The following is a 21,353-nucleotide window of genomic DNA, read 5'->3' as shown; positions in this document are numbered from 1 at the left end:
AGGGACGTGGCGGTGTCAGACCGCCGAGCGGTACTTGCGCACCGCGAGGGTGCGGAAGACCGCGATGATCAGGATGGAGTAGATCACCGACGCGAGTACCGGGTGCTGCATGGGCCAGGCGTCGGACGTCGAGACCCCCGGGTTGCCGAAGAGTTCGCGGCAGGCCTGGACGGTGGCGCTGAACGGGTTCCACTCCGCGAGGGTCTGGAGCCACGGCACCATCTTGCTGGAGTCGACGAACGCGTTCGAGATGAACGTCACCGGGAAGAGCCAGATCAGCCCGCCGGACGTGGCCGCCTCGGGCGTGCGGACCGACAGGCCGATCAGCGCGCCGATCCACGAGAAGGCGTAACCGAGCAGCAGCAGCAGGGCGAAGGCCGCCAGCGCCTTCAGGACACCCTCGTGGACCCGCCAGCCGACCAGCAGGGCGACGACGGCGAGGACCACGACCGTGAGCGCGGTCTGCACCAGGTCGGCGAGGGTACGGCCGGTGAGGACCGCGCCGCGCGTCATGGGCAGCGACCGGAAGCGGTCGATCAGGCCCTTGTGCATGTCGTCGGCGATGCCCGCCCCGGCTCCCGCGGTCGCGAACGTGACGGTCTGGGCGAAGATGCCCGCCATCAGGAACTCCCGGTAGACGGACGGGGAAGTCGACCCGCCGATCTGCATGGATCCGCCGAAGACGTAGCTGAACAGCACCACGAACATGATCGGCTGGATCATCCCGAAGATGATCATCTCCGGAATCCGGGTCATCCGGATCAGATTGCGCTTGGCGACGACGAGCGAGTCGTTCACCGACTGCGCGATGCCGCCGTGCGGGCGGGGCGCCGCCACGCGCTCCGCCGATTCCTGGACGGTGGTCACTTCACGGCCTCCTTTCCGGCCTTGCGGCCCCTGTCCTGCCGGGCGGTCGGCACCTCGCCGCCCTCATCCGCGCCTTCCTCGGCGTCCTGTTCGGCATGGCGGCCGGTCAGGGAGATGAAGACGTCGTCGAGGGTCGGGCGGCGCAGGCCGATGTCGTCGATCTCGATGCCGACGGCGTCCAGCTCACGGATCACCTCGGCGAGCAGCTTGGCCCCGCCGGTCACCGGAACCGTGAGCCTGCGGGTGTGCTCGTCGACCGCGATGTCGCCCGCGTCCTCCCCCTCCGCGCCGAAGCGCCGGAGGACGCCTCGGGCCGGGGCGATCTCCTCGGGCCGGTGGACGACGACCTCGACGCGCTCCCCGCCGGTGCGGGCCTTGAGCTGGTCCGCGGTGCCCCGGGCGATGACCCTGCCGTGGTCGACGACGCAGATGTCGTCGGCGAGATGGTCCGCCTCCTCCAGGTACTGGGTGGTCAGCAGCAGGGTCGTACCGCCGCCGACGAGTTCCTTGATGACCTCCCACAGGGCCTGGCGGTTGCGCGGGTCGAGACCCGTCGTGGGCTCGTCCATGAACATCACGGGCGGGGAGACGACCAGCGCGGCGGCGAGGTCGAGACGGCGGCGCATACCGCCGGAGTAGGTCTTGGCCGGCCGGTCGGCGGCGTCGGCGAGGTTGAACCGCTCCAGCAGCTCGCCCGCCCTGGCCTTCGCCGCCTTCGCGTTCATCTGGTAGAGCCGGCCGACCATCTGCAGGTTCTCGCGGCCGGTGAGGTACTCGTCGACCGCCGCGAACTGGCCGGAGAGCCCGATGGAACGCCGGACGTCGTTGGGGCGCTGGAGGACGTCGATGCCCGCCACGACGGCCCTGCCGCTGTCGGGGCGGAGCAGGGTGGTCAGGACGCGCACGGCGGTGGTCTTGCCCGCGCCGTTCGGGCCGAGGAGGCCGAGGACGGTGCCCTCGGGAACGTCGAGATCAACTCCGTCCAGAGCCCGTACCTCGCCGAAGGTCTTGACCAGACCCTCGGCGTAAATGGCGCCTGGCATGTGGGTACTCCCAGTCACGTGGTGGAGGTGGTTGCTGTCGCCTGCCTGATTCAGACGATCGCTGCGCAAGCCTAGGTTTCAACGATCGCCGACGCAGGTGAATTTACGACCGGGACGCACTGTAACGCGATACATCGCGATTCGCCAGCCTCCCCGGGTGCGCCGGGGGACCGCCCGCACCCCCGGGGCACGAGTGCCCTGCCCGGCACGCGAGCCGTGGGCCCGCCCCTCGGTCAGCCGGCGACCCGCAAGCCCGCTCCTCGATCAGCAGGTGACCCACGGGCCCGCCCCTCGATCAGCAGGTGACCCACAGGCCCACCCCTCGGTCAACCGATGGCCCGGTAGCCCGCCCCTCGATCAGCAGGTGACCCACAGGCCCACCCCTCGGTCAACCGATGGCCCGGTAGCCCGCTCCTCGATCAGCAGGTGACCCACACGCCCGCCCCTCGGTCAGCCGGTGACCCGGTAGCCCGCCTCGCGGAGCGCCGAGGAGACCTCCGCACAGTGCTCCGGGCCCTTCGTCTCGAGGTGGAGCTCCACCTCGACCTCCGTCAGTCCGAGCCCGGGGTCGGTCCGCACATGCCCGACGTCCAGCACGTTCGCGTCCGCCACCGACAGCACGCCCAGCAGGGTCGCCAGCGCGCCGGGCCGGTCCGGAAGGCGGAGCCGCAGGGACAGGTAGCGGCCCCCGGCGGCCATACCGTGCCGCAGCACGCGCTGCATCAGCAGCGGGTCCACATTGCCGCCCGACAGCACCGCCACGACCGGCCCCCCGTATGCCTGCGGGTCGCTCAGCAGCGCCGCCACAGGGCTCGCCCCCGCCGGTTCGACCACCAGCTTGGCCCGTTCCAGACACAGCAGCAGCGCCGAGGACAGCGCGTCCTCGGGGACCGTGCGCACCTCGTCGACCAACTCCTCGACCAGCGCGTACGGGACGTCCCCGGGCCGGCCCACCCTGATGCCGTCGGCCATCGTGGCCGGGGACTCGATCGACACCGGCCGCCCCGCCGCGAGCGACGGCGGGTACGCGGCCGACCCCTCCGCCTGGACCCCGATCAGCCTCACGTCGGGCCGCAGCGCCTTGACCGCGACCGCGATCCCCGCGGCGAGACCGCCGCCGCCCAGCCCGACGACGATCGTCCGCACCTCCGGGCACTGCTCGAGGATCTCCAGCCCCACCGTGCCCTGCCCGGCGATGATGTCCGGGTGGTCGAAGGGGTGGATGAAGACGGCGCCCGTCCGGTGCGCGTACTCCTGCGCCGCGGCCAGGGTCTCGTCGACGACATGCCCATGGAGCCTCACATCGGCGCCGTAGTCACGGGTCGCGGCGACCTTCGGCAGCGGGGCCCCCTTCGGCATGAAGACCGTGGAGCGCACACCGAGCAGCGAGGAGGCGAGCGCGACGCCCTGCGCGTGGTTGCCCGCCGAGGCGGCGACGACGCCGGCGGCCCGCTCCTCGGGCCGCAGCCCGGAGATCCGCACATAGGCGCCGCGCAGCTTGAACGAGCCCGTCCGCTGGAGGTTCTCGCACTTCAGGTGCACCGGGGAACCCACCAGTCCCGACAGGTGGCGGCTGCCCTCCATCGGCGTCAGCCGCGCGACCCCGGAGAGCATCTTCTGCGCCCCTCGCACATCATCGAGGATGACGGGGTGAAAGGGGCCAGTGGTACGGAAGCTCATGACAGCAGTCTCGCAGCTCAGCGGCCCCCGGGCGGTCCCGGGCCAGCCCCGGGGAACCGGCTCCCACCGGTTTCCGAAGGGCCGGTACGCACCAGCCCGCCTCCGCGTACTCTGTCCCCCACCAAACGACCGCCGCACGAGAGAGCCCCGCAGCCATGCCCACATCTCAGGACATGACGACTGATCTTGACGCCGGCCTCCTCGATGCCCTCCAGCACCAGGTTGCCGTCTTCGCGCGCAGAGCCGAGCAGACGAGACTGGGCGGCGTCGGCCAGGTCCGCAACTCGATGGACCGAGCCGCCTATCTGCTGCTCAACCGGCTCGACCAGGAAGGCCCGATGGGGGTGAAGGCCCTCGCGGCCGGCATGGGCATCGACTCCTCCACCGTCACCCGCCAGGTCGCGCCGCTCGTCGACACCGGCCTGGTGAAGCGCACGTCCCACCCGGAGGACGGCCGCGCCGTCGTGCTCCAGCTGTCCCCCCGCGGCCAGGCCCGCCTGGAGGAGGTCCGATCCTCCAGGCGCGCGCTGATGGCCTGGGTGACGGACGACTGGACGCCGGAGGAGCGGGAGTCGTTCTGCACCCTGCTCACCCGTTTCAACTCGGCGCTCTCCGCTCGGCAGGCCGGACCGCCCCCGGAAGCGGCGGAGGCGCCCCCGGCCTCTTGACCGGGACCCCCGCCTGCCCTGGTATGAGGACGTGCGCGAGAGCCGGCAGTCCACGCTCACCGGTCGCCGCGCCCGCGAGTTCGAGGCGTTCGTCGCGGGGGCCGGTGGCCGGCTGCTGCACGTCGCGACCCTGCTGACCGCGGAACCCTCCGCCCGGTGCCCGCGGGCGCAGCGGCTGCTGGTCGGCGCGCTGGCCCGGCTGTACGCGCAGTGGGACCGGCTGCGGGACGAGGACCCCTACGACCGCACCCGCCAGGAGCTGGTCGCCCGCTTCGCACGCGGCGCCTGGCACCCGCACCGGCGCGCCCGCACCTGGGACACGGGCGCGGAGTACGGGGTGCTGGCCCGGCTCGGTCCGCAGGAACGCCTCGTCCTGGTGCTGACGCTGTACGAGGGGGTGCCCGAGGAGCAGACGGCCGCACTGCTGGGGCTTCCACCGGAGCGGGTCCGTGCGCTCGGCACCCGAGCGGTCTCCCTGTTGCGCAGCACCCGGCCGCCCCGGCTGCGCGCACCGCGCTGGACCGGCGACCGGGCGGACACCCGATGAACCGCCCGGGACGCAAGGAGGAGGAGGTCCGGCGCATGCTGGACCTCCCGCACCCGCCGGTACCGGCCGACCTGCACGTCCGCGCGGCCCGCCGCGGGGCCCGGCTGCGCCGCCGTCGCCGCACGCTCCACCACCTGGGCTGCGCGCTGCTGCTGGCGGCGGCGATCGGCTTCGCGCTGTGGGCGGCGGCCGTCGAGCCGTGGGTCGCACCACCCTCGGCGACCACCCCGGAGATCGACGGCTGGTGAAGGCCGGTGGGCGCCGGTGGGCGCCGGTGGAGGCCGGACCGGCCGTGCGAGCGGGGCGGCCGGACGACCGCGGCGGTCGCGGCGACCGGAACGACCCGACGACCGGAACGACCCGAGCGACCGGAGCGACCGGAGCGGCCGGAGCGGCCGGACCTATCCTGGAACCAGCGGCGCAACGCCTCAGCACCAGGAGGTCGCCATGACCAGAAAAGTTGCCGACTGCCGCAAGTTCCCGAGCGAGACCGGCTGCACCCTCACCATCTCGGGCGAGGAGGACGAAGTCCTGCGGGCCGCGACCGACCACGCCGTCTCCGTCCACGGCCACCCGGAGTCGCCCGAACTCCGTGAGCAGATACGCGGAATCCTCGAGGAGGAGAAGGCCGGCGCCTGACACACGGTCAGCGACGCCCGCCCGCACACCGCATCACGCAGGAGGCCGCCCACCCGGGTGGACCGGGCGGCGGAAGCGGACCGGGCGGAAGCGCCGGACAGACCACCCGAGCCGACCGTCCGCTCGGACCGGGCCGCCCACCCGAGCCGACCGTCCGCTCAAGCCGGACAGGCCACCCGAGCCGATCCCGGCGGGGCAACCGGGCCGCCCACCCGGCCGGCCGGGCACGCGTGCCCGGCCGTTCACCCCCGCCACGAGGAGGACCGGGCGCCCGGACGCGCGGGAGGCCGGAGCCCGGACCCGCCGCCCGGACACACGGCCCGGACCCGCCATCCGGACCCGCCGCCCGGACACACGGCCCGGCCGCTCAACCGCCGAGCGCCTGGTGCAGGTCGGCCAGCAGGTCGTCCGCCGACTCGATGCCCACCGACAGCCGTACCAGGTCCGCCGGGACCTCCAGCGCGGAGCCGGCGACACTGGCGTGCGTCATCCGGCCCGGGTGCTCGATCAGGGACTCGACACCGCCCAGGGACTCGCCGAGGGTGAACAGCCTGGCACGGTCGCAGACCTCCACGGCCGCCTCCTCGCCGCCGTGGACCTGGAACGAGACCATCCCGCCGAAGCCCTTCATCTGCTTGGCGGCGATCTCGTGCCCGGGGTGCTCCTCCAGCCCCGGGTACAGCACACGCGCCACCTTCGGGTGACCGCCGAGCATCTCGGCGACCCGGGCCGCGTTCTCGCAGTGGCGGTCCATCCGGACCGCGAGCGTCTTGATGCCGCGCAGCACGATCCACGAGTCGAACGGCCCGGCCACCGCGCCCATCGCGTTCTGGTGGTAGGCCAGTTCCTCGCCGAGACCGGCGTCGGCCGCGACCAGCGCCCCGCCGACGACGTCCGAGTGCCCGCCCATGTACTTGGTGAGCGAGTGGACGACCACGTCCGCGCCGAGCGCGAGCGGCTGCTGGAGGTAGGGGCTGGCGAAGGTGTTGTCCACGACGAGCTTCGCCCCGGCCGTACGGGCGACGTCCGCGACGGCGGCGATGTCGGTGATGCCGAGCAGCGGGTTGGACGGGGTCTCGACCCAGATCACCTTCGTACGGTCGGTGAGGGCGGCGCGCACCGAGGCGGCGTCGGAGGTGTCCGCCACCGAGTACTCCACGCCCCAGCGCTGCACCACCTTGGCGAACAGCCGGAACGTTCCGCCGTAGGCGTCGTTCGGGATCACCACATGGTCCCCCGGCGCAAGGAGCGCGCGCAGCAGGCAGTCCTCGGCGGCGAGTCCGGAGGCGAAGGCGAGGCCGCGCCGGCCGCCCTCCAGCGCGGCGAGGTTCTCCTCCAGCGCCGTCCGGGTCGGGTTGGCGCTGCGGCTGTACTCGTAACCGCCGCGCAGTCCGCCCACACCGTCCTGCTTGTAGGTGGACACCTGGTAGATGGGCGGGACGACCGCGCCGGTCAGCGGGTCGGCGGTGTTGCCCGCGTGGATGGCGAGGGTCTCAAAACCGTGCTGGTCAGTCATGCGACTCGAGGGTAGTCCCCCATCGGGCCCTCGGCCCTGCCCGACCGGTTCCCGGCACCCTGCCCGGCTCGTTCCCGCCGCCCTGCCCGCACCCGGGGGCCCGCCCGCTCCCCGGCTCGTTCGCACCGCCCCGCTCCCCCACTCGTTCCCACCCCGCTCCCCGGCTCGTTCGCACCGCGTCGCCGTCCGGGACAATGGCCCCATGGAGATTCTCTGGTTCCTGATCGCGCTGGGGCTGCTGGCCGCGGCGATCGGCCCGTTCGTGATGCGCCGCCGCCACGCCGTACGGCAGGTCATGCCCGGCTCGCCCGACGCCGCCGACCCCGCGACCTACGGATTCGTCCGCCAGGAGGAACTCGACCTGCGGCTGCCCGGGCCCGACCAGGACCTCCTCGACGTACTCGACCTGGTGCAGCGCACCCAGGACTGGCGGGCGGCGTCCCAGCTGCTCGCGGGCACCGGGAAGGAGAGCGAGCGGCGCTGGCAGCGGGTGCAGGCGTTCGCGGGCGCCGCCGCCCTGGAACTCCAGCAGCAGCCCGGGTCAGGGGGATCATGGCTGCGGTCCTGGCGTTCGGAGTCTCCGAAGGACGCGGGCGGCGCCGCCGTCCAGGCGGAGTTCCTGGTGCAGCAGGCCTGGCGGGCGTCCGGTGGGGTCGGCAGCGACGACTTCCGGATCATCCTGGAGGAGGCCCGCTCGGTCTGCGGGGAGGCCGCCCTGCTGGCACCGGGGGACCCCGTCCCCTACATCGTGGAACTGGCCGTGGCCCGCGGGCTCGGCTACTCCCCGGAGCAGTTCGACCGGCTCTGGGCGAAGGTGATCGACCGTGCCCCCGCGCACATGGGCGCCCACCTGGCCGCCCTGCACTACTGGTGCGAGAAGTGGCACGGCTCCCGCGAGGAGGCCGACCACTTCGCCACCACCTCGGCGGCCCGCGCGCCCAGGGGCTCGCTGCTCTCCGCGCTGCCGTTGTTCGCCGTCTTCGAGCACCTGCCCGAGGTCAACCTGGTGTCCGGCTTCTACCAGAGCGCGGTCGTCGGCAGGGCCGTGGAGGGCGCGCTGCACGCCGCGCACCACGCGCCCGAGGACCACCCCGTCCTCCCACACGTCCGCCATCTGCTGATCTTCTTCCTGGTCAGGTCCGAGCGCTGGGCCGAGGCCATGCACCAGCTCGTCCGGGTCGACGGCCATGTCGGCGCCCTGCCCTGGACCCACGGCGGCGACCCGGCCGGGGAGTACGCGGTCTTCCGGGCGCTCGCGGTCGCCGGCTACGAGGCGAACGGCGGCAGCCCCGCGACGCTGCCGCACTGACGGCGCGGGGACCGGCCGCCGCGCGACGCTGCCGCACCGGGCCCGAGGGAGGGCCGGCAGCCGCGCGACACTGCCGTACCGGGCCCGAGGGGGGAATCCCGCGGGCCCGGTGCGCGTTGTGGTGTGTGCAACCACTCCCGGAGGAGATTCGCATGTTCCTGAACCGCCGCGTCCCTGAGCTGCCCACCCCCGCCCAGGCCCTGCGCGGTCGCGAAACCCCCGAGTTCGACGTCCCCGCCCGGCACACCGTCCTCGGCAACCCCCTCCTGGGCCCCTACCCCGAGGGCCTTGAGGTCGCCGACTTCGGACTGGGCTGCTTCTGGGGCGCCGAGCGCAAGTTCTGGCAGACCGAGGGCGTGTGGACCACGCTCGTCGGCTACCAGGGCGGCCACACCCCCAACCCGACGTACGAAGAGGTCTGCTCGGGCCTGACCGGTCACACCGAGGCCGTGCGCGTGGTGTACGACCCGTCCGTCGTCTCCTACGCACAGCTGCTGAAGGTCTTCTGGGAGGCCCACGACCCGACCCAGGGCTTCCGCCAGGGCAACGACGTGGGCACGCAGTACCGCTCGGCGCTCTACACCCGCACCCCGGCCCAGGCCGGCGCCGCGGAGGCCTCGCGCGACGCCTACCAGAAGGTGCTGACGGGCGCGGGCCACGGCACGATCACGACGGAGATCCTGCCCGCGGAGGGCCGGCCCTTCTACCCGGCCGAGGGATACCACCAGCAGTACCTCGACAAGAATCCGGCGGGCTACTGCGGCATCGGCGGCACGGGGGTCTCCTGCCCGGTCGGCGTCGCGTCGGCGCCGACAGCCGACGAGTGACCCGACCGGCCAGGAGCACCGAGCCGTGGCCGTCTTACGATCGCGGCTGCGATCCGACCGGTGTCCGGGCCGCCTTCAGCAGACATCACATGCTCATGGCCCCCGACTGCGGTCACCATACGGAGCGGTCGGCGGAGCGGCTCGCGCTCGCCGTGTCCCGCAGCACGTCCCGCGACCGTCGTGCGGGGCGCAGGGCCCGGCAGGGGCGGCCGGGTCCGTGGGCGGTTGCCGGCGCTCTCGGGTCCCTCACCGCCTGAGGAAGAGATGCATCACCTCGGCGTACCCGTCGGGACTGACCGAGAGGAGACCGGCCATGGGATAGCTCAGGTCCAGGACGAGAAACAGGTTGCTTCCCACGACGAGGCCGATCACCGCCACCAGGAGGGCCTGCAACCGCCATTCCCGGAGGCGGAAGAGACAGCAGAAGAGGAGTGCCGCGGCGGCCGAGACGAGGAGGGCGCACCACACGACGGCTTCCAGCAGACCGCTCCGGGCGACGAACAGCTGGTACTCCTGCCCCGCCGTGGCCTCTTGGACCGCCTTGAGTGACTCGCTGACGTAGGTCCGTTGCGCCTCCGTCCGAGGCCGCAACTCCGCCAGTTCGCCCATCAACTGCTTCCGCGCCGTCTCGACCCTCGTACTGAACTCGCCGCGGGCCGTGCGCGGCCACTCGGCGAGCACCGTCTCGTTGTAGGACCGGACCGCCTCCTCGATGCCCCGCTGTGCGGCGCCTCCCATGACCGAGCTGTCCATCGCGATCGACGCGACGACGAAGGCCTCCTTCCGCAGGTCCTGACGAAGCCGGTCGTAGCCGCCCAGCTCGTGGAACATGGTGAAGACAGAGGTGATCGCGTAGATCGTCCCGACGAACCCCAGGCAACCCGCGAGCACGGCGTTGTGCGGTTCGTACGGCTTCCTGGCGGAGGCACGGCGGACGAGGAACAGCAGCCCCAGGCCCGCGGCGGAGGTTCCCAGTACGACGACGACTCCGGCCACCCAGGCGTGCCCCTGGAGCAGTACCACCACAAGCCGACCTCATTTCGGGCGTTGTCCCGCCACGTCTCGGGCGTTGTCCCGCCACCGAACCTAGCCTCTGCGCCGCGAAGCGCCGCTCGTACACGCAGGGGGCGAAGGGCAGCCGTCCGAACGGCGCGCGCGGGGCGCGGGGCGCGGGGCGCGCGACGGCCTGCTCCTCGGTCGCCGGCCGCGGTGCGGCCGGCGCACCGCGGCCCGGTGCGGCGGCCGCACTCCGCCGAACAGGTGTGTCCCCCGCAAGCGGACCCGCTCAGCGGCGGTCCTGTGCCGGGAGTTCCAGCCGCAGTTCGTAGCCGCCGTCCGCGGTCGGGCCGGAGTCGAACGTGCCGCCCAGGAGTTCGGCACGCTGGCGCAGGCCGACCAGACCGTAATGGGCGCTGGGAAGGGGCAGGGCGGGCCGGGTGGGGGCGGTGTTGGTGACCGTGACGCGGACCGCGCCGCCGTCGCGCCGCACCCGGACCGTGGCGGTGGCGCCCGGGGCGTGCTTGCGGACGTTGGTCAGGGCCTCCTGGACGGTGCGGTAGATGGCGCGCTGGACGGTCGGCGGGAGCCCGTCCGGGTCCCGCGTGCCGTCGGCCGGACCGGGGCCGGTGCCGTTCCCGCCCGGTTCCGCGAGGGGGTGCGGCGGGTTTCCGGGGGACGGCAGGTCCGTGTGCAGTTCGGCCTCGATACCGCTGCCGTCGACGAGCCGCTGAAGGTCCGCCAGGGACGGCTGGGGGGTCAGTTCGGCGAGCCGCCCGCCGGAGGCCCGCAGCACGCTGACCATGTGGCGCAGTTCGTCCAGGGTCTGCACGCTCAGCCTGCGGATCGTGCTCGCGGCGTCCCTGACCTCCGGGTCTCCGGTGCCGACCTGGAGCGCTCCGGCCCGTACGGCGATCAGGCTGACCTGGTGGGAGACCACGTCGTGCATCTCGCGGGCGAGCTGGGCCCGTTCCTTGGCGAGGACGGTCTGGGTGGTCAGCAGCCGCTCGTGGTCCCGGGCCTCGGAGATCTCCGCCAGCCGCAGCGACAGGTCGCGCCGGGTCTGGACGAGCTGGCCGAGGAACACGGGGGCGGCCGCCGTGGCGGCGGTGTAGCCGAGGGTGATGAGGGTGGCGGTCTTCGTCAGGTCGAACTCCGGGGACGGCAGCGAGGTCATGTCGCAGAGCGTGAAGGCCAGCGCGCAGAGCACGAGCAGGGTCCGGCGGCGGGACAGCGAGGCCAGGGTGTAGAGGGCGGCCAGTCCGGCGAAGATCGCGTCGCTCAGGGCGACGGCGGGCAGCGTGATCAGGAAGACGAGCAGCGGCACCCGGCGGCGCAGCGCCAGCGCGAACGCGGCTGCCAGGGCGAAGCCCATGCGGAACGGCTCGGCCGGGGTGACGTTGACCCAGACGTCGAGCAGCGCCACGACGACCAGCACGGCGTCTGTCAGCGGGGGCGGTACTCGACGGGAGGTCATGGCGCCTCCTGGTCCCTGGGCTGCCTGAGCAGGCCGGCCCGCTCGGCGAGCAGGGCGGCCTGGACGCGGCCCGCCACTTCGAGTTTGGTGAGGATGGCGCTGACGTGGTCCTTCACCGTGCCGGTGCCCAGGTGCATACGGGCGGCGATGTCGGCGTTGGACAGTCCCTCGCCGATCAGCACGAGCACGGCGCGCTCACGGTCGGTCAGCCGGGCGATTCCGCGTACGGCGGTCTCCTCGGGGCCCGCGTCGAGGTAGCCGTCGACGACGGTCCTGGTGACCTTGGAGGACAGGACGGAACCCCCGTCGGCGAGGGTCCGCACGAGGAACGGCAGGGCCTCGGGGTCGGTGTCCTTGAGCAGGAAGCCGGCGGCGCCGGCCCGCAGGGCGGTGGCCACGTACTCGTCCATGTCGAACGTCGTGAGCATGGCGACGACGGGAGGGTGCGGCAGGCGGCGCAGGCCGCCGAGGACGGTGATCCCGTCGACGTCCGGCATCCGGATGTCCAGCAGCACGACGTCGGGGCGGGTCTCCTCGGCGGTCCGGACGGCTTCGGCGCCGGGCACCGCGGCCACCACCTCGATGTCGTCGGCCGCGTCGAGGATGTGCTGGAAGCCCGTGCGGATCAGGGCTTCGTCGTCGACCACCATTACCCGGATCACGCGTGCTCCACTCGCCGTGCCCCGTGAGACCACTGTCCGATTCGTACCATGCCGGGCGGTGGGCCGCGCGGGTGAGCCGGAGCGGCGGCCGGGGGCGTACGGGCCGGTGCGTGTGCCGGGCCCCGCAGGTCCGCCCGGCCGCGGTACCCGCGGCGCTCGATACCCGCGGCGCTCGGAACCGCGGTACCCGCAGCACTCGGTACCCGCAGGGCTCGGAACCGCGGTACCCGCAGGGCTCGGGACCGCGGTACCCGCAGCACTCGGGGCCGTGCGGCCGGTCCTCCGGCGGCACGGCCCCTCAGGGCGACGGCGGTCAGATCGTGGCGGTGTCGATCACGAACCGGTAGCGCACATCACTGCGCAGCACCCGCTCGTACGCCTCGTTGACCTGGTCCGCGCGGATCACCTCGATCTCGGCCCCCAGGCCGTGCTCGGCGCAGAAGTCGAGCATCTCCTGGGTCTCCGGGATGCCGCCGATCGTGGAGCCGGCGAGGGCCTTGCGGCCCCCGATCAGGGAGAAGAGGTTCAGCGAGACGGGCTCCTCGGGGGCGCCGACGTTCACCATCGTGCCGTCCGTCCTCAGCAGGCCCAGGAACCTGTCGAGGGGCAGCGGCGCCGAGACGGTGCTGATGATCAGGTCGAAGGTGCCGGCGAGGGCCTCGAAGGTGGCGTCGTCGCTGGTGGCGTAGTAGTGCCGGGCGCCGAGCGCCAGCCCGTCGTCCTTCTTGCGCAGCGACTGGGACAGCACGGTCACCTCCGCCCCCAGCGCGTTGGCGATCTTGACGGCCATGTGGCCGAGGCCGCCGAGCCCGACGACGGCGACCTTCACGCCGGGCCCCGCGTTCCAGTGGCGCAGCGGGGAGTAGACCGTGATCCCGGCGCACAGCAGCGGTGCGGCCACGTCGAGGGAGAGCCCGTCGGGGATCCGCACGGTGAACGCCTCGTCCACGACGATGTGCGTGGAGTAGCCGCCGTACGTGGGCTCCCCGCTCCTGTCGAGGGCGTTGTACGTCATGACGCTGCCGTTGGCGCAGTGCTGCTGAAGCCCGGCCCGGCAGTTGTCGCAGACCCGGCAGGAGTCCACCATGCAGCCGACGCCGACGCGGTCCCCGACGGCGAACCCGGTGACCCCGGGGCCCGTCTCGGTGACGACGCCGGCGATCTCGTGGCCGGGGACCATCGGGAAGATGCCCTCGCCCCAGCCGTCGCGGGCCTGGTGGATGTCCGAATGGCAGACGCCGGCGTACTTGATCTCGATCAGGACGTCGTGCTCACCGACCGCCCTCCGCGGGATGGCGGTGCGCTCCAGCGGGGCCTTCGCGGCGGGTGCCGCGTAGGCGGGAACAGTGGTCGCTTGTGTGCTCATGGATCGAGGCTGACGCCTCTCCCCGGGATCACCCAGCCCTCTGTTCTTCGTACGTCCGCCGTGCCTACCACTGGCAGGGTCAGGCTCGGCACGCCTGCCGCCGTCCGGAGCCTGAATACTTGACGTATGGACCAGCGTGCCGAACTCAGTGAATTCCTGCGCTCGCGCCGGGCCCGGCTGAAGCCGGCGGACGTCGGCCTGCCCGACTTCGGCCGCCACCGCCGGGTGCCCGGGCTGCGCCGGGAGGAGCTGGCGCAGCTGGCCGGGGTGTCCGTGGCGTACTACACCCGGCTCGAGCAGGGCCACGGGCAGAACGTGTCCTTCGAGGTGCTCGACTCGATCGCGCGGGCCCTGCGGCTCTCGGACACCGAGCGCGACCATCTGACACATCTGGCGAAGCCGAACCAGAAGAAGAAGAAAAGGTCCTCGCGACCGGGCCATACGCTGCGGCCTCAGCTCCAGGTGCTGATCGACGCGATGGACGCGGTACCGGCCCTGTACCTCGGGCGCCGGATGGAGGTCCTGGGCTGGAACCGGATGGCGTCCGCCCTGTTCGGGGACTTCGCGGCCCGGCCGCCCGAGCGGCGGAACTTCGCACGGATGGTGTTCCTCGACCCGGGCACGCGCGATCTGTACGTGGACTGGGAGTGCAAGGCGGTCGAGGTGGTGAGCGCGCTGCGGCTGTGCGCGGGCTGCTACCCGGACGATCGCGACCTCTCCTCGCTGGTGGGCGAGCTGTCGGTGAAGAGCGACGACTTCCGCACCCTGTGGGCGGCTCACACGGTGCAGGAGAAGGGGCACGGGACGAAGCGGCTGCATCACCGGCTGGTGGGCGGGATGACGCTGTCCTACGAGACGCTGAGGGTCCCCGACGACCACGATCTGTCCCTGGTGACCTATCACGCGGAGCCGGGCTCGGCGTCCGAGGAGTCACTGGGGCTGCTGGCGAAGTGGGGCGTCGACGAGGAGGCGTACCCGGCGGCCGCCGAGCACGGGACGCAGACGTGACCCGGTCCTGAGGGACCGGGTCACGTCGACGCCGCCGGTGTGTTCGGGGCCCGGGCGCCGGTGGTCAGCGGGGCGCCGGGGTCAGCGGGGCGCCGGTCGGCAGCCGGGCGGGCTCGGAAGCCGGCATTCCCCGCCGGGCGGGCTCAGACCTCCGGGCGGGCTCAGACCGCCGAGCCGGCCTTCCAGTCCGCCCAGCTCATGTTCCAGCCGTTGAGGCCGTTGTCGGGCTGGATCGTCTTGTCCTTGGAGTTCTTGACGACGACGACGTCACCGATGATCGAGTTGTCGTAGAACCAGGCACCGGGCTGCTTCGGGTCGTCGGCGCCCTTGACGTCGTTCAGGCCCACGCAGCCGTGACTGGTGTTGGCACTGCCGAAGATCGAGTCGGCGCCCCAGTAGTTGCCGTGGATGAACGTGCCGGAGGTGGACAGCCGCATGGCGTGCGGGACGTCCTTGATGTCGTACTCGCCCTTGCCGTCGTCGTCCGTGAAGCCCACGGTCGCCCCGTTCATCCGGGTCTCCTTGAACTTCTCCGAGATGACCATCTGACCGTTGTAGGTCGGGTTCTCGGGCGAGCCGGCGGATATCGGGATGGTCTTGACCGTCTTGCCGTCCTGGGTGACCGTCATGGTCTTCGCGGCGGCGTCGACGGTGGAGACCTGGTTGCGGCCGATGGTGAAGGACACCGTCTTCTGCTGCACGCCGAAGACTCCGTCGGCGCCCTCGACGCCGTCCAGCTCCAGCTTCAGCGTGACGGTGGAGCCCTCCTTCCAGTAGTCGTCCGGGCGGAAGTCGAGCCGCTGGGAGTTGAACCAGTGGCCGACGACCTCCTGGCCGCTGCTGGAGGAGACGGTGATGCCGGACTGCACGGCCTTGCGGTCCGTGATCGCCTTGTTGAAGTTGATCGAGACGGGCATGCCGACGCCGACGGTGGAACCGTCCTCGGGGGTGAAGTTGCCGATGAAGCTGTTGTCGGGCGAGACCGTGGTGAACGAGGAGTTCTCGTGCGCCTCGCGGCCCTTCGCGTCCTCGGCGGTGGCCGAGATCTTGTAGACGGTCGCGCGCTCCAGCTGGCCGTTCGGCTTCCAGCTCCTGCCGTCGCCGGCGAGCGTGCCCTCCACGGCGCCGCCGTCGGCGGTGGTCATGGTCACCTTGGTGAGCTTGCCCTCGCTGACGGTGACCTTCGCGTCGTTGTTGATGCCGGCGTTGGCCGCGCCGTTCTTGGGCGAGATGACTATTCGGGCGTCCGAGGTTTCCTTGGCTGCCGCCTCGTCCACCTGCTCCTGCGACTTCGTGGAGCTCTCGGCGGCAGAGCCGTCGGCATCGGCGCTGCTGCAGCCCGTGAGTACCAGTACTCCACCGAGCAGGGCGGACACGGCCAGTCGTCCGCGCCGCTTGCTGTCCGTCATCACACGCTTCTCCATCGTCACCGATTGACCTGCGATCTCTGTCAAGAAGACCCAAACCGCCCGGCCTGGTTCCACTCCCGGCGGTTTTTGTGGGCAACACCACTCATCGACGCAGCCGGGGGCGCGTCGGTTGCGGTTGCACCCTGCGTTCCCGCCCCGGCGGCCCTTCACCGCCGCCCCGCGGGCCGTACGGGGAGCGGGCCCGGTTTCGCCACCCTCGGCGCCCGATGCCCGCCTGGCCCGGCTGAACCGCGTGGCCCATCCGTCTGGTCCGTCCGTCTGGTCCATCTGGTCCGTCTGATCCATCTGATCCGCCTGATCCGCCTGATGCATACGACCCATCCGATCCGTCCGGTTCGTCCGGTTCGTCCGGTCCACCCGATTCATCCGGTTCACCTGGTTCATCCGGACCGTCAGGTTCATCAGGCTCGTCAGGTCCAGTTGCGTCACGTCCCGTCACCTCACGGGTGGCGTGCGGGTTCCGTCCCGTCGCCCCGACCGTCCTCGTCCGTCTCCCCATCTTCCTCGTCGATATCCCAGTCGCCGGCATCGGGGTCGTAGTCGACCTGCTCGCAGCTCCACGAGGCCTGGGCGAGTTCCACGCCGGGAACGTCGCCGATCAGGTCGAAGGGGTCGACGAGATACGCGAGGGCCTCCGCGGCGTCGTCGCGCACCGACGACGAGGCGTGCGCACGCTCCTCCTCGGGCATGAGTTCGTCGGTCTCGACACGGTCGAGGGCCGCCCCGGTCAGCTCTTCCGGTTCGGCCACCTCCAGCACCAATTCGACGTGTAGCCGCACATAGCGTGATGTCTCAGAAGGGGTCATACGACGGAGACTAGAGTGCGGGGCCTCCCGACTTTCCTGCGACCCGCTGTGTTCATTAGCATCGCCGGAGTATCGCCTCACGCGGTCAACTCACCGCTGCCACAAGGGGGATCGTTTTCCCGTGTCCGTCGCCCTCCGACCGCTGCTGACCGCCGCAGCCGCCGGTTCCCTGCTCTGCGCGCTGTGGTTCGTGCCCTCGGCGAACGCGACGGCGGACGGTGAGTACGGACAGCCGGATCAATCCCGGTCCGGAGCTTCCGCTTCCGGCGTCGAAGACGGCGAACGCGCCGAGACTGCCGAAGACGAGGAGAGTGCCGAGGACGGCGAGAGCGCCGAAGGCGGGGAAGGCGGCCAAGGCAGCGAAAGCGGCGGAGGCGGCGGAGGCGGGGAAGACGCCGGAGGCGGGGAAGGCGGCCGAGGCAGGGAAGACGGCGCACGCGACGCGGGTGCGGCGGGCGGTTCCCCGGCCGTGTCCCCCTCCGGTGTGGCGGGGGACGTCCCGGCCGCGGACGGTGCGCCGACGGGCGCCGGGGAACCGCGGGGCGAAGAGCAGGGCCTGGCGCTGGCCGACACGGGCAGCGTGGACACGACGCCGTATCTGGTCGGAGGCACGCTGTTCCTCGTGGTCGGTGCCGGGTTCGTGAGCCATGCGTCCCGCAGGAGCGGCAGCCGGCCGGTCTGAGCCGGACCGCGGGGCCCGGCCCCGGTCTCCCGGCGGCCCGCCGACCGTCCGGATGAGAGTCTTCTCCTCTTCGGGTCGCCCCGGGGACGGGCGCACCAGACTGGCCGAATGGGTATACGAAGAATCGGTGCGCTGAACGTCGCCGTGTGCTTCTGCGTAGTTGCCGGTATGACGGTCGGTCGGGTGTGGACGGGTGCGGAGGGGGCTCCGTCCCTGGGGCCGGAGGTGTTCGTCCCGGCCCACGGCACCGACGGCGCTGTCGGCGGACCGTCCGCGCCGTCGGTGGTCCGGCCGTCCCCGTCCCCGTCCTCGTCCCCGTCGCAGGCTCCTACGGCTTCCGCGCCCCGGCCCTCGCACTCACCGCCCCGTTCCGGCCCGTCCGCCCGGGTCCCCGGCGGTCGGGCCGTGCCGCCGCCGGTTCCTCCGCGCAGTGACGACTCGGGCGTGCCTGAGGACGGGTCGGGCGGCGGCTGGGGGGACGGTCGCGGCGCGGTGGCCGACCCGGACGACGAAGACGACGGGGACGACGAAGACGACGAGGACGGAGACAGGGGGGACGACGGCGACGGCGAGGGAGGGGACGAGGACGGCGACGGCGAGGGCCGCGGGAGGAGAGAGGCCGGCAGGGGCGGCGGCGACAGCGGGGACGGCGAGGGCGGTGACGGTGGGGAGGATCCGGGAGTGGATCCGCTATGCGCCCAGCGCACGATCGCGCATCGTCGGCTGGATGATGCTCCTCGTCACCACCGCCCTGGCCGTACCGGCCGTGGGTATCACGACCGTGTGGCAGCGGCAGCTGGACGCCCAGGTGGACGAGCAGTTGCGGCAGGAGGCCGACGAGCTGAGGAGGTTCGCCGGGGCCGCCCGGGAGCCGGGCACGGGGCGGCCGTACTCCGACGGCGCCGCGCTGCTCACCGCGTACATGTCCGTCAACCTGCCGCGCCGTGACGCCACGCTGTTCAGCATCGTCGACGGCCGGGCGGACCGGCGCAGCCCGGCCGACCCGCCGACCAGGCTCGACAAGGATCCCGCCCTGGTGGCCCGGCTCGCCGCAGTCCCCGGTACCGCGATCGGCTGGGTCGACTCGCCGGTCGGAAGGGTGCGGTACGGGGTGATTCCCGTGCGTGTGTCGGGTGACCCCCGCGATGTGCGCCTCGTGGTGCTGGAGTTCAGGGACCGCCAGCAGCACCAGGAGCACCGTGTGGCCCGGATGCTGCTCGGCGCCGGGGCCGCGGCCCTGGTGCTGGCAGGTCTGGCCAGCTGGCTCGTCGCCGGCCGGGTCCTGGCCCCGATCCGGCTGGTGCGGAGGACCGCGGAACGCATCGGCGAGGACGATCTGCGACGGCGCCTGGAGGTGTCGGGTTCCGACGACGTGGCCGCGCTGGCACACACGTTCAATCGCATGCTGGACCGGCTGGAGAACGCCTTCACCGCTCAGCGCCGCTTCCTCGACGAGGTCGCGCACGAACTCCGCACGCCGATCACCGTGATCCGCGGCCACCTGGAGCTGATGGACGGCGGAGCGGCCGAGCAGGGGGCCACGAGGGCCCTCGTCGTGGACGAACTCGACCGGATGGGCCGGATCGTGCGAGACCTGTTGCTACTGGCCAAGGCGGAGAGGCCCGACTTCCTCACCGTGGGGAGCACCCATCTCACCGATCTCGTGGTGGACGCCGTGGCCAAGGCCCGCGCCCTGGGGCAGCGGAACTGGATGGTCGCCCATGTGTCCGAGGCCACGGTGCTGCTCGACGGCCAGCGTGTGACTCAGGCGCTGATGCAGCTCGCCTCCAACGCCGTGGGCCACACCGAGAACGGCGACCTGATCGAGATGGGCTCCCTCGTACGCGGTGACCGGGTGCTGCTCTGGGTGCGCGACACCGGCCCCGGAGTGGGTCCCCACGACCGGGAACGGATCTTCGACCGCTTCGCCCAGGCGGTCCGCTCGGGTGCCCGTGACGCCACCCGCGCCGGTATCGGGCTCGGACTGGCGATCGTCCTCGAGATCGCCCAGGCGCACGGAGGCACGGCGAGGGTCGAGGACGTGCGGACCGGGGGCGCGCGCTTCGTCATGGACCTGCCCCTGCGGACCCCGTACGTGGAAGGTGACCATGAACCGGATACTCATCGCGGAGGACGAGCCAAGGATCGCCTCGTTCGTCGAAAAAGGCCTGCGCTGCAACGGCTTCGTGACCACGGTCGTCGCTGACGGTCTCGACGCCTACGAGCACGCGCGGTCGGGCGCCTGCGACCTGGTGATCCTGGACCTGGGCCTGCCGTCCTGCGACGGCTTCACCGTGCTGCGCAAGCTCCGGGAGAGCAGGGTGGCGCTCCCGGTGATCATCCTGACCGCCCGCGACAGCGTGTCCGACGTGGTCGCGGGGCTGGAGGGCGGCGCCGACGACTACATGTCCAAGCCCTTCGTGTTCGAGGAACTGCTGGCGCGGGTGCGGTTGAGGCTGCGCAGGGAGAGCGCCCCCGAGGCGTCCCTGCTGCGGGCCGGGGACCTCGCCCTCGATCTGCGTACCCGCCGGGCCCATGTGGACGGCCGTGCCGTGGAACTGTCCTCCCGGGAGTTCGGCCTGGCCGAGGTGTTCCTGCGCAATCCCGACCATGTGCTGACCCGCGAGCAACTGCTGTCCCGGGTGTGGGGGTTCGACTACGACCCGGGCTCGAACATCGTCGACGTGTACGTGCGTTACCTGCGCCGCAAGCTGGGCGCCGAACGGCTGGAGACCGTACGCGGCGTCGGCTACCGGCTGCGTGCCTGCGTGCCACCGCCGCCGCCGGCAGCGAGGGCGAGCGGCACGCGCTGAGTTCGGGCCGTACTCGAACGGTCCGTACTCGAACGGTCCGTACCCGAACGGGCCGTACACGAACGGGCCGTACACGAGCGGTTCGCACCCGAACGGTCCTCGCGGGCGCCCGAGCACGGAAGCACCCGAGCACGGAAGCGCACATGCACGGGCTCCCACGAGCGCGGAGGCGCATCTGCGCGGGCTGACCCCGCCGCGACGGAGGCTCGGTCCGGCCCGGCGCCGCCCCTCGCGCTCCACCCGGGCGGCGTCCGGGCCGTCGGTGAGGCCTCTCTCATCGCCGGCTCACACCCGGCTCATACCGCCCTTGCAGGCTTCTCGCGAACGGCGTCCGCCCGGGACGCCCGCCGCACAGGAGAACCACCAGTGAACGACCTGCTCGAACGCGCCCGGTCCTTCCGGCAGCGGATCGTCCGCGACCGGGGCTACTACCGCAGTCTCGCCGCCGGCCAGGCCCCCGCCGCGCTGTTCATCACCTGTTCCGACTCCCGCGTGGTGCCGTGCCTCATCACCGACGCGCATCCGGGCGAACTCTTCGAGTTGCGCACCGCCGGACATGTCGTCCCCCCGTACACGGCCGAGGCGAGGTGCGCGGAGGCCGCCACCATCGAGTACGCGATCGACGTGCTGCGGGTGCGCGACGTCATCGTCTGCGGCCACTCGCACTGCGGCGCGGTGGCCGCGCTGGCCCGCGGCGACGACCTGAGCACGCTGCCCAGCGTCGCGACCTGGCTCGAACCCTCCCGCCCCGCGCTGTCGTCGCTGCGCGGCGCCGCACCGGACGACGCCGAACTGGAGGCCCACGTCCAGTGCCATGTCGCGGCCCAGGTCGAGGCGCTGCGGGGCTACCCGCAGATCGAGCGCGCGGTCGCCGCGGGCCGCCTCGGACTGCACGCCTGGTACTACCGCGTCGACACCGGCGAGGTGAAGGAGATCACCGCGGTGTTCGGCGACCCTCGCCGCTGCTGAAACCGCGCCCCCCACGCCCTTCCCGGCGCGCACCGGCCAGCGGTGCGC

The 21,353-nt window shown here is 72.3% G+C and carries 21 protein-coding genes; 11 read left to right on the top strand and 10 right to left on the bottom strand.

Going from position 1 to position 21,353, the window contains the following annotated elements; all coding sequences use genetic code 11:
* Positions 1-15: 15 nt before the first annotated feature.
* The 3 genes from DDQ41_RS21975 to ilvA all read right to left on the bottom strand — a co-directional run bounded on the left by DDQ41_RS21975 (position 16) and on the right by ilvA (position 3,590).
* Entirely contained in the window at positions 16-867 is an 852-nt protein-coding gene (locus tag DDQ41_RS21975) for an ABC transporter permease (RefSeq protein WP_109296023.1), read from the bottom strand.
* Positions 864-1,910, bottom strand: a complete 1,047-nt coding sequence (locus tag DDQ41_RS21970; protein ID WP_109296022.1) for an ATP-binding cassette domain-containing protein — start codon at positions 1,908-1,910, stop codon at positions 864-866. The genes DDQ41_RS21975 and DDQ41_RS21970 overlap by 4 nt, the downstream gene beginning before the upstream one ends.
* 450 nt (positions 1,911-2,360) lie before the next feature.
* On the bottom strand, positions 2,361-3,590 hold the full coding sequence (ilvA, locus tag DDQ41_RS21965; RefSeq protein WP_109296021.1) for a threonine ammonia-lyase: 1,230 nt from the start codon (positions 3,588-3,590) through the stop codon (positions 2,361-2,363).
* A 155-nt stretch (positions 3,591-3,745) separates the two neighbouring features.
* Between ilvA and DDQ41_RS21960 the strand changes: the two genes are divergently transcribed.
* The 4 genes from DDQ41_RS21960 (at position 3,746) to DDQ41_RS21945 (ending at position 5,444) form a co-directional block, all read left to right on the top strand.
* Positions 3,746-4,258: a MarR family winged helix-turn-helix transcriptional regulator gene (locus DDQ41_RS21960; protein ID WP_167450272.1), complete on the top strand. Its 513-nt coding sequence runs from the start codon at positions 3,746-3,748 to the stop codon at positions 4,256-4,258.
* A gap of 31 nt (positions 4,259-4,289) precedes the next feature.
* Positions 4,290-4,805 carry a sigma factor-like helix-turn-helix DNA-binding protein gene (locus DDQ41_RS21955; RefSeq protein WP_109296019.1) on the top strand — a complete coding sequence of 172 codons (516 nt, stop codon included), beginning with the start codon at positions 4,290-4,292 and terminating at the stop codon, positions 4,803-4,805.
* Positions 4,802-5,053 carry a hypothetical protein gene (locus tag DDQ41_RS32065; protein WP_109296018.1) on the top strand — a complete coding sequence of 84 codons (252 nt, stop codon included), beginning with the start codon at positions 4,802-4,804 and terminating at the stop codon, positions 5,051-5,053. Before DDQ41_RS21955 ends, DDQ41_RS32065 begins: the two co-directional genes overlap by 4 nt.
* Before the next feature lie 199 nt (positions 5,054-5,252).
* Positions 5,253-5,444, top strand: coding sequence for a DUF1059 domain-containing protein (locus DDQ41_RS21945; RefSeq protein ID WP_109296017.1), 192 nt, complete (start codon positions 5,253-5,255; stop codon positions 5,442-5,444).
* A gap of 367 nt (positions 5,445-5,811) precedes the next feature.
* On the opposite strand, the gene DDQ41_RS21940 is transcribed toward DDQ41_RS21945, so the two are convergent.
* Entirely contained in the window at positions 5,812-6,960 is a 1,149-nt protein-coding gene (locus tag DDQ41_RS21940; protein WP_109296016.1) for a cystathionine gamma-synthase, read from the bottom strand.
* 202 nt (positions 6,961-7,162) lie between these two features.
* Here DDQ41_RS21940 and DDQ41_RS21935 point away from each other — a divergent pair, with 202 nt between their 5' ends.
* Positions 7,163-8,269 carry a hypothetical protein gene (locus tag DDQ41_RS21935; protein ID WP_109296015.1) on the top strand — a complete coding sequence of 369 codons (1,107 nt, stop codon included), beginning with the start codon at positions 7,163-7,165 and terminating at the stop codon, positions 8,267-8,269.
* A gap of 152 nt (positions 8,270-8,421) precedes the next feature.
* Positions 8,422-9,096, top strand: a complete 675-nt coding sequence (msrA, locus tag DDQ41_RS21930) for a peptide-methionine (S)-S-oxide reductase MsrA (RefSeq protein ID WP_109296014.1) — start codon at positions 8,422-8,424, stop codon at positions 9,094-9,096.
* Between the two features lie 246 nt (positions 9,097-9,342).
* Here the strand turns inward: msrA and DDQ41_RS21925 are convergent, their stop codons facing one another.
* From DDQ41_RS21925 to DDQ41_RS21910, 4 genes are all read right to left on the bottom strand, one after another.
* Entirely contained in the window at positions 9,343-10,122 is a 780-nt protein-coding gene (locus tag DDQ41_RS21925) for a bestrophin-like domain (RefSeq protein WP_109296013.1), read from the bottom strand.
* A gap of 259 nt (positions 10,123-10,381) precedes the next feature.
* Positions 10,382-11,569 carry a sensor histidine kinase gene (locus tag DDQ41_RS21920; protein WP_109296012.1) on the bottom strand — a complete coding sequence of 396 codons (1,188 nt, stop codon included), beginning with the start codon at positions 11,567-11,569 and terminating at the stop codon, positions 10,382-10,384.
* Positions 11,566-12,231: a response regulator gene (locus DDQ41_RS21915; RefSeq protein WP_172607641.1), complete on the bottom strand. Its 666-nt coding sequence runs from the start codon at positions 12,229-12,231 to the stop codon at positions 11,566-11,568. The genes DDQ41_RS21920 and DDQ41_RS21915 overlap by 4 nt, the downstream gene beginning before the upstream one ends.
* Before the next feature lie 313 nt (positions 12,232-12,544).
* Entirely contained in the window at positions 12,545-13,597 is a 1,053-nt protein-coding gene (locus DDQ41_RS21910) for an NAD(P)-dependent alcohol dehydrogenase (protein ID WP_109296010.1), read from the bottom strand.
* 126 nt (positions 13,598-13,723) lie between these two features.
* On the opposite strand from DDQ41_RS21910, the gene DDQ41_RS21905 reads away from it, so the two are divergent.
* Positions 13,724-14,605 (top strand): helix-turn-helix transcriptional regulator, encoded by an 882-nt coding sequence (locus tag DDQ41_RS21905; protein WP_109296009.1) that lies wholly within the window; start codon positions 13,724-13,726, stop codon positions 14,603-14,605.
* Positions 14,606-14,766: 161 nt separating this feature from the next.
* Here DDQ41_RS21905 and DDQ41_RS21900 read toward each other — a convergent pair whose 3' ends face one another.
* The gene (locus DDQ41_RS21900) at positions 14,767-16,029 is read right to left on the bottom strand and encodes a L,D-transpeptidase (RefSeq protein WP_109296008.1); all 1,263 of its coding nucleotides are present in this window, start codon (positions 16,027-16,029) and stop codon (positions 14,767-14,769) included.
* 446 nt (positions 16,030-16,475) lie between these two features.
* Positions 16,476-16,841, bottom strand: a complete 366-nt coding sequence (locus DDQ41_RS21895) for a hypothetical protein (protein ID WP_245991073.1) — start codon at positions 16,839-16,841, stop codon at positions 16,476-16,478.
* Between the two features lie 121 nt (positions 16,842-16,962).
* Between DDQ41_RS21895 and DDQ41_RS21890 the strand changes: the two genes are divergently transcribed.
* The 4 genes from DDQ41_RS21890 (at position 16,963) to DDQ41_RS21875 (ending at position 21,305) form a co-directional block, all read left to right on the top strand.
* Positions 16,963-17,523, top strand: a complete 561-nt coding sequence (locus DDQ41_RS21890; RefSeq protein ID WP_109296007.1) for a hypothetical protein — start codon at positions 16,963-16,965, stop codon at positions 17,521-17,523.
* 727 nt (positions 17,524-18,250) lie between these two features.
* Positions 18,251-19,729 carry a sensor histidine kinase gene (locus DDQ41_RS21885; protein WP_109297872.1) on the top strand — a complete coding sequence of 493 codons (1,479 nt, stop codon included), beginning with the start codon at positions 18,251-18,253 and terminating at the stop codon, positions 19,727-19,729.
* Positions 19,632-20,336 (top strand): response regulator transcription factor, encoded by a 705-nt coding sequence (locus tag DDQ41_RS21880; RefSeq protein ID WP_109296006.1) that lies wholly within the window; start codon positions 19,632-19,634, stop codon positions 20,334-20,336. Before DDQ41_RS21885 ends, DDQ41_RS21880 begins: the two co-directional genes overlap by 98 nt.
* A 366-nt stretch (positions 20,337-20,702) precedes the next feature.
* Positions 20,703-21,305: a carbonic anhydrase gene (locus DDQ41_RS21875; protein ID WP_109296005.1), complete on the top strand. Its 603-nt coding sequence runs from the start codon at positions 20,703-20,705 to the stop codon at positions 21,303-21,305.
* Positions 21,306-21,353: the final 48 nt, after the last annotated feature.

The organism is Streptomyces spongiicola (assembly GCF_003122365.1).
Classification (GTDB): Bacteria; Actinomycetota; Actinomycetes; order Streptomycetales; family Streptomycetaceae; genus Streptomyces; species Streptomyces spongiicola.
The sequence above is the reverse complement of the archived record's forward strand: the minus strand, read 5'-3'. Positions and strand labels throughout refer to the sequence as shown.

Coding starts and splice junctions, on each gene's coding strand:
- DDQ41_RS21970 (WP_109296022.1), bottom strand. CDS start 1,910: ATGCCAGGCGCCATTTACGCCGAGGGTCTGGTCAAGACCTTCGGCGAG.
- ilvA (WP_109296021.1), bottom strand. CDS start 3,590: ATGAGCTTCCGTACCACTGGCCCCTTTCACCCCGTCATCCTCGATGAT.
- DDQ41_RS21960 (WP_167450272.1), top strand. CDS start 3,746: ATGCCCACATCTCAGGACATGACGACTGATCTTGACGCCGGCCTCCTC.
- DDQ41_RS32065 (WP_109296018.1), top strand. CDS start 4,802: ATGAACCGCCCGGGACGCAAGGAGGAGGAGGTCCGGCGCATGCTGGAC.
- DDQ41_RS21945 (WP_109296017.1), top strand. CDS start 5,253: ATGACCAGAAAAGTTGCCGACTGCCGCAAGTTCCCGAGCGAGACCGGC.
- DDQ41_RS21940 (WP_109296016.1), bottom strand. CDS start 6,960: ATGACTGACCAGCACGGTTTTGAGACCCTCGCCATCCACGCGGGCAAC.
- DDQ41_RS21935 (WP_109296015.1), top strand. CDS start 7,163: ATGGAGATTCTCTGGTTCCTGATCGCGCTGGGGCTGCTGGCCGCGGCG.
- msrA (WP_109296014.1), top strand. CDS start 8,422: ATGTTCCTGAACCGCCGCGTCCCTGAGCTGCCCACCCCCGCCCAGGCC.
- DDQ41_RS21920 (WP_109296012.1), bottom strand. CDS start 11,569: ATGACCTCCCGTCGAGTACCGCCCCCGCTGACAGACGCCGTGCTGGTC.
- DDQ41_RS21910 (WP_109296010.1), bottom strand. CDS start 13,597: ATGAGCACACAAGCGACCACTGTTCCCGCCTACGCGGCACCCGCCGCG.
- DDQ41_RS21905 (WP_109296009.1), top strand. CDS start 13,724: ATGGACCAGCGTGCCGAACTCAGTGAATTCCTGCGCTCGCGCCGGGCC.
- DDQ41_RS21900 (WP_109296008.1), bottom strand. CDS start 16,029: ATGGAGAAGCGTGTGATGACGGACAGCAAGCGGCGCGGACGACTGGCC.
- DDQ41_RS21895 (WP_245991073.1), bottom strand. CDS start 16,841: ATGACCCCTTCTGAGACATCACGCTATGTGCGGCTACACGTCGAATTG.
- DDQ41_RS21885 (WP_109297872.1), top strand. CDS start 18,251: ATGATGCTCCTCGTCACCACCGCCCTGGCCGTACCGGCCGTGGGTATC.
- DDQ41_RS21880 (WP_109296006.1), top strand. CDS start 19,632: ATGAACCGGATACTCATCGCGGAGGACGAGCCAAGGATCGCCTCGTTC.